General features: G+C 70.5%; 8 protein-coding genes and 1 pseudogene. All 9 read right to left on the bottom strand.

Annotated elements, in window-relative coordinates:
* Positions 1–157 precede the first annotated feature (157 nt).
* On the bottom strand, positions 158–1,219 hold the full coding sequence (zapE, locus tag NBX02_RS05440) for a cell division protein ZapE (RefSeq protein ID WP_250284344.1): 1,062 nt from the start codon (positions 1,217–1,219) through the stop codon (positions 158–160).
* Between the two features lie 331 nt (positions 1,220–1,550).
* A complete protein-coding gene (locus tag NBX02_RS05435) occupies positions 1,551–2,042 on the bottom strand; it encodes a GNAT family N-acetyltransferase (RefSeq protein WP_250290270.1) in 492 nt (163 codons plus the stop codon).
* A gap of 450 nt (positions 2,043–2,492) precedes the next feature.
* A complete protein-coding gene (locus NBX02_RS05430) occupies positions 2,493–3,149 on the bottom strand; it encodes a hypothetical protein (protein ID WP_445548278.1) in 657 nt (218 codons plus the stop codon).
* Positions 3,150–3,151: 2 nt separating this feature from the next.
* Positions 3,152–3,817, bottom strand: a complete 666-nt coding sequence (locus NBX02_RS22945) for a TadE/TadG family type IV pilus assembly protein (RefSeq protein WP_445548277.1) — start codon at positions 3,815–3,817, stop codon at positions 3,152–3,154.
* Positions 3,786–4,055, bottom strand: a complete 270-nt coding sequence (locus NBX02_RS05420) for a hypothetical protein (RefSeq protein ID WP_250284350.1) — start codon at positions 4,053–4,055, stop codon at positions 3,786–3,788. The genes NBX02_RS22945 and NBX02_RS05420 overlap by 32 nt, the downstream gene beginning before the upstream one ends.
* Before the next feature lie 110 nt (positions 4,056–4,165).
* On the bottom strand, positions 4,166–5,113 hold the full coding sequence (locus NBX02_RS05415) for a type II secretion system F family protein (RefSeq protein ID WP_250284353.1): 948 nt from the start codon (positions 5,111–5,113) through the stop codon (positions 4,166–4,168).
* A complete protein-coding gene (locus tag NBX02_RS05410; RefSeq protein ID WP_250284355.1) occupies positions 5,110–5,991 on the bottom strand; it encodes a type II secretion system F family protein in 882 nt (293 codons plus the stop codon). Before NBX02_RS05410 ends, NBX02_RS05415 begins: the two co-directional genes overlap by 4 nt.
* Positions 5,991–7,343, bottom strand: a complete 1,353-nt coding sequence (locus NBX02_RS05405; RefSeq protein ID WP_250290267.1) for an ATPase, T2SS/T4P/T4SS family — start codon at positions 7,341–7,343, stop codon at positions 5,991–5,993. Before NBX02_RS05405 ends, NBX02_RS05410 begins: the two co-directional genes overlap by 1 nt.
* Positions 7,344–8,565: 1,222 nt before the next feature.
* Positions 8,566–10,248, bottom strand: a pseudogene (locus tag NBX02_RS05400) (hypothetical protein); the annotation flags it as partial.

Genomic DNA, 10,248 nt, shown 5'->3' with positions numbered 1-10,248 from the left:
TGACGTGGGCACCCGACGGTCGCGCGACGTTTGCCTACGGACCGTCCAAAAAGACCGATGAACCACACATCGTCTGGCTGGAAGTCGGCACCCACGATATATTTTAACAAAATTATCCAGCGGCGCGGGCCACCCATTCGATCCAAGTGATAGCGTATTAATGAATGCGACATTCCTGGCCATGACAAGGGCGCGGCGAGACCACGGACAGCAGGGAGAGTCGGCTGGCGATCCGCCCGATGTCGGGCGGCAGATCATCGCCGTGGAGCACATCCACCAGCGGCGCGGACGCGACGAGGAACAGCCGCACGTCCTCGTCGCAGAGAATGTCGACAAGATTGGCGAATCGTTGCCGGGCGTCCCGGCCGACCTCCGCGAGACGCGGCAACCTGGAAATCACCCAGGTCGTGAAGCGGCCGGTGAGAATCAGATAGTCCGTCGCGGACCTGGCCGTGTCGCACAGATCGAAGAAATCGAACCAGACGAGGTCGCCGCGGGCCGCCAAGGCCCGGATCCGCCGGTCGCCCACGTCGAGTGCGGTGGTTTCCGCCTCGGCCGGGGCCGTCAGGCCGGCGTCATGGAGCTGGGCGTCCGTGCCAGGCCACATGTAGACACCGGTCTCGAACCGCGACCGGGGCTCACCCGACCAGGACCGGCCGCGGTAGTCCCGTGAACCGGCAAGCTCGACCACGTCCATCGTCTGTCCGATCTTCTCGATCATGGGAACGAAGAGATGATGATAGATCGGACTTGGCAGCAGACCATCCGGCGGATAGTTGGACGTGGCCAGCAGAGTGATCTTCTTCTCGAACAGCGACGTGAACAGCCGGCTGACCAACATGGCATCGCCGGCGTCATGGACGTGAAACTCGTCGAAACACAGCAGACGGCAGCCGGCGAGGAGCTCCTCGACCGCGAAGTCCACCGCCCGGCGTTTCTGCCGATGCCGGGAAAAGGCCGAATGGAACTGGCGGAAGAATTCGTGGAAATGCACCCGGTGCTTCTTGTCCGTCGGCACGCTCTCGTAGAACACGTTCATCAGCCAGCTCTTGCCCCGGCCGACCGGCCCCCAGAGGTAGACCCCGCGCGGCTGCCGACCGAACGGGCCCCGCCACCGCGACACCTCGGCGCCGAGCTGGGCAAGCCGGCCGGCGACCCGCACCTGTGCCGCGTCCAGCTCGAACCCGGATCGCCCAGCGGCATCCTCCAAACGCTTCACGAACCGCTCCACGTCCGCGCGTTCACCGGCCACGAGCACACCGGTTGCGCTGTTCCCCGATCGACGCGGCCTGGACCGAGCTCGGGGAGAACATCCTGCTCGAGGTTGTGTCGGTCGAGTTCGGCGACAGCAACCTGATCGTCTCCTGACAGGCCCAGCCCCGGTCGTGCTGTCCCACCGGATCAGGACCTGCCCGGCCACCCATATTCCCGGAACAGTACAGCGGTTTGCTCAGAACTCCTGTTTCAATTATCAGAACCATGAGACCGCCGCGAGTCGGAGTACCATCATCAATCCTGGCCAGAGGGGTCCTGAAAAAACCTCCCAGCGATCAGCCACCGGTGCGGGCTTCCCATTCGGCTCGGGTGATCGTGTAGATGGCGCTGTCGGTCTCGTGCAGAGTTTCATAGCGCTCGAACGTCATGCCCAGTTTCTCGGCGACGCGGATGGACTGCTGGTTGTCCCGGTGCGGGATGGCCACCAGCCGGTTCACACCGTGGTTCGCGAACGCCCAGGTCCCGGACGCGCGTGCCGCCTCGGGCGCGTACCCGCGCCCCCACCAGGGCCGGCCGATGAACCACACCAGCTCGATCCCGGGCCATCCCGGCTCGTACCACAGCCCCGCCCGGCCCACCAGCGCGCCGGCGGCCCGCTCCACCACCGACCACGAGCCGGCCCCTTCCAGCTCCCACGCGCCGATGTTGGCCGCCAGGTTGTGCCACATACTGTGCCGATCATGATTACCGACATACCGCCCGAACTCGGCGTCGGACCAGATGGCGGTGGACGCGTCAAGATCTTCACGACAGATCGGCCGAAGCACCAACCGCCCCGTCGTCAACGTGGGGATGTTCACGCGTCGCCACCGGCAGAAAACACACGGATGCGGGCAACTGTGGCCATCCACCGCGCCGGAGGAGATGTGCTGATCATCCCGTCCAGCTCCACCTACAACGTGTATGCGGGAGATCGATGAGCGGGAAACCATCCCGACACGTCCAGTACGATCATGCCCTCCGTCATCGTGCCATAAACAGCCGCGTCAGCACTATAACCGGCCGGCCGCACAACCGACGCACGAACAGGAGACGCCACCAAGACACAGCCCTGCAAACCTCTGCCCGGGCAGCCTCCGAAGGATGCGGCTCCACTGCTGTCAGGGCAGCGCTGGATTCACATCCTGGGTCACCCGCCGAGCGGGATGCTGGCGACGTCGACCAGGCCTGCATGAAAGCACGTGATTCCGGGAATTCAGCGGATGGCCAGAATCTCCTTATGCCGCGGGGGCCTGGGTGCGGTCGCGGCGGTAGGCGTCCACTACGACTATGAATTTTCCGTTGACTGTGATGTCGGCGAGGCCGGTGAACAGCCGGGCTGTTCCGGGTAACGCCGCGACGGAGCGGACGCACACGGTGAAGCGGGAGCCGGGGGCCAGGGACGCGGCGCCGTCGCCGGGGTTGCCGGCGCCGCAGTCCGCTCCCTCGGGCGCGAAATGCAGCTCGGGGGCGCCGTCGAGGCCCTGGTCGGCGAAGGCCGTCTCGGCGGCGACCCGGGCGCGCGTGAGGGCCTGCTCCTCGCTGTCGGCGGTGGCGTACGCCCGGCCGGCGGCCCGGGCGGCCTGGGTCACCGCGAACGCGGCCCGCTGGACGGCGAACACGCTGAGGAAGAAATAGACGAACGGGATGAGCAGCAGGACCGACAGGCCGACGAACTCGATCAGAGCGGTGCCGCTGTCGTCGAGCGGGCGCGGCCGACGCTGGTCGCCTCGCCGGCCCCACTCACGGAACCGGCGCCATGCGCGATGTAGGTGCCACTCGCGGTGCGGGCGCGGCAGGCGTCGCCGAGCCCGACCTGGCGCCCGCTCCCGCGTCTGATCAGGGTCCGTCTGATCAGGGTCGGGGCCCGGGCGGAGCTGGTGTCGTGGGGGCATGTTCACGGGGTCTCCTTGACCGCGTGGCCGACGACCGTGATCGTCGTCTTCGCGCCTCCTGGCAGGACCGTCAGCGGTACGGCGACCCGGCAGCGCACCTCGACCAGGGGCACGCCGGACGCGCCGGTCGTGGCGGCGCTGGTGCAGCGGGTGTCGGCACGCCCGGGGATGGACGACGCGATCAGCCGCTCCGCGTAGGGGCCGCCGGAGTCCTCGGGCATGTTCAGGTTCGCCGCGTGCCGGGCGCCCTCGGCGGCGTCCGCGGCCAGGGTGTTACGGATGTGCAGCACCACGCCGACCTGGACGACCCCCAGGAACAGGAAGAGCAGCAACGTCCCGACCAGCACGAACTCGACGACCGCCGAACCGCGCTCGGACGCTGAGCCTCGCTCGGAGGTCAAGGCGCGCTCGGACGTCAAGGCGCGCTCGGACGTCAAGGCGCGCTCGGACGCCGGCCGTGGCGCTGCCGCCCGGGCGCGCAGCCGCGCGGGGAAACCCCCGAACCCGCGCCCGCTCGCTGCCGGGCACGCCGGAACGGGTCGATGCTCCCGCGAGGAGAACAGCGGGGAGAACAGGCGGTCCCGCACCGGGAACAGGGTGGCGATCTTGAGCCTTCGCGCGGGAGGCCCGGCGCGGTCAGCCGTTGCCGACCACGGAGTCGATCGCATTGGTGAAGACATCGCGCAGCTGGGGCACGGCGACCGCCATCAGGGCGACGACCAGGGCTGCTGTCATGACGGTGACCATGACCCAGCCGGGCACGTCCCCGCGGTCACGGCGGTCACGGCGGTCACGGCGGTCGCCGCCGGCCTGCCCGGCCCCTGCCACGAGCAGGTCTCTCCCGGCCCGGGACAGCCTCTCCCGCTCCAGCACCCAGCGGCTCACGAACATCGCGAACACACGCACGGCCAACAGCTCCTTCGCATTCTTCCGGGCTCTTCGAGCCCTTCGGGCACTTCGGATACGCCTCTGCTCGGCGGACAGCGAGAAAATCTCCAGAAAATCACCGGCCGTCATCACTGGGCGTTGAAGGAAAGACTGACCAGCGCCGGATAGAAAGCGAAGATCACAGTGGTCGGCAGGACGAAGAACACCACCGGCACCATCATTGCGATCTCCTTGCGGCCGCCGGCCTCCAGCAGCTGGCGTTTGCCCGCCTCCCGGACGTCCACCGCCTGCGCCCGCAGCACCTCCGCCAGCGGTGTGCCGCGTTCGATGGCCACGGCCATGCCGTCGACGAACCGGGCCAGCGACGGCACCGTCGTCCGGGTGGCCATGCCCTCGAGTGCCTGGACGAGGGTGGCCCCGGCGCGGGCGTCCGCGAGAGCCAGCCGCAGCTCACGGCCGAGCTCCCCGTGGGAGAGCCGGCTGACCCGCTCCAGCGCGCCGATCGGGCTCTCCCCCGCGGTCACCGCGAGCGCGAGCAGCTCGGCCACGGTCGGGAACTCGATCAGTATCCGTTCCTCGCGTTCCCGGATCGCGCGCGTCAGCCACCAGTCCCGGGCGACGATCCCGCCCGCGACCCCCGCGACGACCATGGCGACGCCGACGATCGGCGGCGGCCCGACGCCGGTGAGCGCCCGCACGAGCAGCAGGAACGCGCCGACAAGCGCGCCGGCCACGGAACAGATCACCTGTTGGACCCGGAACTCCTCGATGGACGTCCGTCCGCCAGCCTGGGTCAGCCGCCGGGTCAGGGCGGCGCGCCCACCGAGGAAACGGTCGAGCCGCCGGGCCGCGTCCCGCACGAAAGGCCGCAGCAGCTCCTCCAGACCGCTACGGGACGACATCGTGCTCCGCGGACGGTCGGCGAGCAGCCGGGACTGCGCCGGGGCGTCGCGCAGGTAGGGATCCATCCGGTCGGCCAGCCGGATCCGCCGGACAACCGGCGACCGGCGGATGATGATGAGCAGCCCGAGCCCGGTGAGCAGGCCGATCAGGGCGCCGGTCGCCGCCGGGCTCACCGCGGGCTCCCCGAGAGGCTGCTCCCCAGCACCCGGCCTTCCTCGGGCAGCCGCCCGATCCATTTCATGATCATGTAAGCCAGCACCGACACGCCGCCGCCGGTCGCGAGCACGGCGACGCCGGTCGGGCTGTCGTAGGCGCGCACGGTCTCCCCGCGGGTCGCCAGCATCAGCAGGACGACCCACGGTGCCGCGAGCGCGAGCCGGGCGGCGTTGACCGTCCAGCTCTGCCGGGTCTCCAGCTCGGCGCGGGTGCGCGCGTCCTCCCGCAGGAAGGCCGACAGCGTCCGCAGCAGCCGGCCGAGGTCGGTGCCGCCGACCTCCCGCGCCATCCGCAACGACTCGATGATCCGGTCGGCGACCGGGTCGGCGAGGTCGTCGGCGAGCCGGTCCAGGCTCGCCGAGAAGGAGCCGGTCGCCCGGTAGTCCTCACCGAAGCGGGTGAACGCGGGGCGCAGCGGGACCGGGCCGCGCACCCCCACCGACGCGAGCCCCTCCGGCAGGGACATCCCCGCCCGTACGGCGCTGGCCAGGTTGTCCACCACGTCCGGCCACAGTTCGCGCAGGTCGTGCATGCGGGTGCGCCGGCGCCGCACCACCATCGCCCGCGGCAGCAGGGCGGCGAAGACGAAGAACGCCCCGGCCAGCGACCAGGTGGCGGTGAAGGCAAGGACGAGCAGGCCGACCACCAGGCCGGCCCCAACACTGATCATGAGGAGCTGGTCGGGGCTGACCCCCGGGATACCTGCCTGCGCGAGAAGTTCCCTGGTCCGCACCCGCCATCTGGCGGTGCCGGGGTCACGCCGGACACGGGGACGGCCGCTGGTGACGACGAGAAACAGGCCGAGCCCGAAGAGCAGGCCGAGGAAGATACCCATCAGCCCTCCCCTCCCCGGATCTCGAGCCATGATCGTTCGCCCAGCGGGGACCGCTCGAGCAGCGCGGCCCGCTCGGCATAGCCGCGATCACGATCACGATCACGAGCGCGGTCACGGTCACGGTCACGGTCGGTCGCGGCGAGCAGCGCGGGCAGGTCGTAGCCGGCCTGGGCGAACCGTTCGGCATGCGGGGGGTAGCCCTCGGCCCGCACCAGGGTGCTGCCGTGCGTCCGGTAGATCTGGGCGATCTCGATGACGTCCCCCTCGGTACGCCCGGGCAGCGCGACGATCTCGGTGACCCGCCGGCGCCCGCTGGCGTCCTTGGCCAGGTGGACGACGAGATCCACGCTCGCGGCGACCGTCGGCACCACGAAGGCGTGGCTGACGTTCTCCCCGGCGAGCAGCGGCAGGGTGCACAGCTTGGTGACCGCCTCGCGGGCCGAGTTCGCGTGCAGGCTGCACATGCCGGGCAGGCCCGAGTTGAGCGCGATGAGCAGGTCGAGGGCTTCCTCCTGCCGGACCTCGCCGACAATGATCCGGTCCGGGCGCATCCGCAGCGCCTCCTTGACCAGGCGCCGCAGCCGGATCTCCCCGGTGCCCTCCAGGTTGGCCTGGCGGGTCTGCATGGCGACCCAGTCCGGCGCCCGGAGCTTGAGCTCGAAGACCTCCTCGCAGGAGATGACCCGCTCCCGCCCGGGCATCGCCGAGCCCAGGCAGTTGAGCATCGTCGTCTTCCCCGCCTGCGTCCCACCGGCGACGATGATGTTCAGCCCGGACGCGACGGCGGCCTCCAGGAAGGCCGCGGCCGGCGCGGTGATCGTGGACAGGGCGACCAGCTCGTCCAGGCTGGCCGCGGACAGGACGAACTTGCGGATGTTGACCGACCAGTGGGCCCGGGTGACATCGGGGATGACCACGTGCAGGCGCGAGCCGTCCGGCAGCATGGCGTCCACGAAGGGGGTGGAGAGGTCCACCCGCCGCCCGGAGCTCTTCAGCATCCGTTCGACGAGGTCCGCGACGCCGTCGGCGGTCAGGATCGTCGTGGTCAGCTCGCTGCGCCCGTTACGGGCGACGAACACCCGGCCGGGCTCGTTGATCCAGATTTCTTCCACTGCCGGGTCGTCGAGGTGGCGCTGCAGCGCCCCGAATCCGGCGACCGCGTCGTGGACGAGCCGGGCGGTGGTGGAGCGGTCGACAATCGGCGGCAGATCGCTGGTGAGCGCGCGTTCCTCATATTCGCTGAGGACGTCCTCGACGAGCTGGCGTATGCGGACGGGCTCCTCGACCGGGTCGAGGGAATGGCGCCGGACGAGTTCGCGCACTTCACCCTCGATGAGAGAGGTGGCGTCCATCCAGTCACCACGTGCCGCCACGGAAGACCGATCCCCCCTGGTTATGCGTTCGGAGTGTTGTCAGCCGGACAAATACTACGAAACATAGAAATCAGGTCGCGTCCGATCAAGCAGTCGACACCGTGCCCCTCCGCTCGCCGGTCGTCCGAAAAATCACGATCGGACCACCTTCGGCTTGTACCACTCCGCTGCCCACCGGCGGCGCAAAAGCAAGATCACACCACCTTCGGCCGTTCTCCCCCTGGCCCCGGCAGCGCGATAACAAGATCGCATCGCCTTCGGCTGGAGGGAGGTGGACGCCCGGCGACAATATTCGCATGGCCGTTGCGGTCCACCCACATCGGGCCACGGGGAGCCCAACGGCGGCAGAAAACGATCACATGCCCAGGCGAACATCCGTTACTCTCCGCATCCATCACCCGGCTGGCCGGGCGCCGGGCGGGAAAATGGCCGGCCCGCTGTCGCGACATTCGGGAAAACAGCCGGAACGGCCCCCGGCCGCCAGGTGGCCGCGGACCGGGGAGGACGCTCCACCGGCCCGGCCGGAAAATCCCGGCAACCACTCCCCGGTGGAACTGGCGCCAGCGTCGGGCCATATCCGCGCGCATCGCGGCGGCAGCGGCCCGTCCGGCGTTCACGGGACGCGGTCGTAACCGGTGGGAAACACGCTGGCTCGTCGCTCGCGCGGCCGGCTGCCGGAACCGTGACGAGCGGGCCGCCACCGTGGCGTATGCGCGACCGATACCGGTTGACATGCGAACCCGCTCGCCCCGAAAGAAACAGGATCATCCGCCGGCCCACGGAGCGGCACCCACGGGACCGCCCGGCCCAGGCCCGAGAAACGTCCACGGGAACGGATTGTCAGAATTTCCATAAATCATTCGATATCAATTCTGATACCAATCAGAAATATCAGCGACCGGTACTCGGAACCGGCCCGTAGCCATATTCATGACCAGCGCACCCGGCCGGTCGGTGCCACCACCGGCCAGCGGCGGCGCGGACGCACCGGAATCGGCTGCCCGCCGCGCCCGGGATGGCTTCGCAGGACGCCGCGGACAGCCCGTGGACGCCCCTGCCACACCCGGCGGCGGTCGGACATTCAGTGACGGACAGTAACATTTCGATCAGTCCCTGCCCCTGGACGACCGCATATCCGCCCGGCCCGGGCGACCGCGGACGCTGCTCCGCGCTACCTGGTCCGCGCTACCTGGTCCGGCGGTCAGACCCGGCCGCGGTGGTGGCGTTCGTGGAGGGAACCGGCCTGGCCCACCCAGTCGTCCGAGACGATCCGGTCGCCGAAACCCTCCAGGACGCTGCCGAGCCAGCTGACCCCGTCCTCGTTGAGATCGGCGAGCTGGCGGAAGCTGACGATGCCGAGCGCGTGCAGCCGTGCCTCCACGACTGGGCCGATCCCGACGATCTCCTTGAGATTGTCCCGGCGGGCGCCCTGCACCGCGGCGGGCGGCGGGAGGGGGCCGGAGCCGCCACCGGGGCCGGAGGAACCGGACAGCGAGGTCAGCCCGGCCAGCGCCACTGAACCCGGCAACGCGGCGGGCGAAGCGCCCATGGCTGCGCCGGAGGAGCTACCCGGAGTGGCCGACGCCCCCGCGGGCACCGGGCCCGCATGTGCCGAGGCCCCGGATGCCGCGCCCACGGGCGCTGTGCCCGGGGAACGGCGATCCGGCTGGGCGCCCGGGACGGGCCGGGCGGTGAGCACCGGCACAACCGCGGCGACAGCCGGATCCTCCTCGAGGAACTCGGGCTCCTCCGCCGCCGGCAGCGCGAAAAAAACATGATCGCGACTTCGCCGACCGCTGGGGCCGCGGCCATCGGGGAGGGCGGAGGACTGGCCCTCCCGGGCCTCGCGGGCCTCCCAGACGTCACGGAGATCGGCGTTGTCGAGGTCCTCCGCCACGCCAGCGGCCGGCCCACCGGCCTCCGCGTGGGTGGGCTGCCCGCCGGCAGCGCCGGTATCCGGCTGGCCCGCCACCACGGTGTCCTCACCGACAGCCGGCTCGAGGGCAGCCGGCTCGAGGGCAGCCGGCTCGAGGGTGGCCGGCTCGAGGGCAGCCGGCTCGAGGGTGGCCGGCTCGAGGGTGGCCGGAACATCCGGCCGGGCGGCAGCCCCGCGGGCGGATTCGATGGGGTGGCCGGGATCCGGGAGATCCAGTTCGACGCGGGCGGTGCGTGTGTGCTCGGACACGGCCGAGGCCTGTTCGCCGCCACTCATCTGGGCGAGCAGCCGGACCTTCTCGGCGGCCCACTCGGCCTGGTGGCGATCAAGCCTCGTCGTCAGGGTCGCGACCTGGCGCTGGGCCTCCTCGGCCTCGGTACGCGCCATCGCCAGCCGGGAGGAGAACTTCGCGGAGCGCTCCTCGGCCTCGGCGAGCTGCCTGCGCAGCCGCACGGCCTCGGCCGCGAGCGCCTGGACGTTCTCGGCGTCCGACGGCACCGCGTCGTCGGGCTCGCCCGGCTCCTCGGCCCGGGCGAGGGCCTCCTCGAGCATCCACACCCGGTGACCGGCGACAGCGGCCTGCCCCTCGGCGGCGGTGACCCGCTGTTCGGACTCGGCCGCCTGCCGCTCGGCGGTGGCCAGCCGGGCCGTGAGCGCCGCCTTCTCCAGCAGCCACTCGTCCCGCTGATGATCGTCCCTCCGATGATCGTCCTGCTGGCGATCGTCCCACTGGTGATCATTCGGCTGGTGGTCGTCCCGCTGGCTCGATGACCGCGTGCCCGCACGCGCGGGCGGAACGGAACCGGTCCCGGCGCCGACAGCCGATGGTCCGGCCCCGGCGGTGTCCGGGCCGCCGTCGCCCGGGCCGCCGTCGCCCGGATCGTCGTCCCGTACGCGGGACGCGGGACGGAGGGCGTCACCGCCGGCCGCCGGCGGACCGGACGGGCC

Source organism: Protofrankia sp. CiP1_Cm_nod1, from assembly GCF_920888515.1.
Taxonomy (GTDB): domain Bacteria; phylum Actinomycetota; class Actinomycetes; order Frankiales; family Frankiaceae; genus Protofrankia.
This window is presented reverse-complemented; position numbering and strand designations above follow the sequence as displayed.

Bases quoted from the DNA above. Each gene is read 5' to 3' on its own strand.
- NBX02_RS22945 (WP_445548277.1), bottom strand. From the start codon at position 3,817: ATGCGATCGACTCCGTGGTCGGCAACGGCTGACCGCGCCGGGCCTCCC.
- NBX02_RS05410 (WP_250284355.1), bottom strand. From the start codon at position 5,991: ATGGGTATCTTCCTCGGCCTGCTCTTCGGGCTCGGCCTGTTTCTCGTC.
- NBX02_RS05430 (WP_445548278.1), bottom strand. From the start codon at position 3,149: ATGCCCCCACGACACCAGCTCCGCCCGGGCCCCGACCCTGATCAGACG.
- NBX02_RS05405 (WP_250290267.1), bottom strand. From the start codon at position 7,343: ATGGACGCCACCTCTCTCATCGAGGGTGAAGTGCGCGAACTCGTCCGG.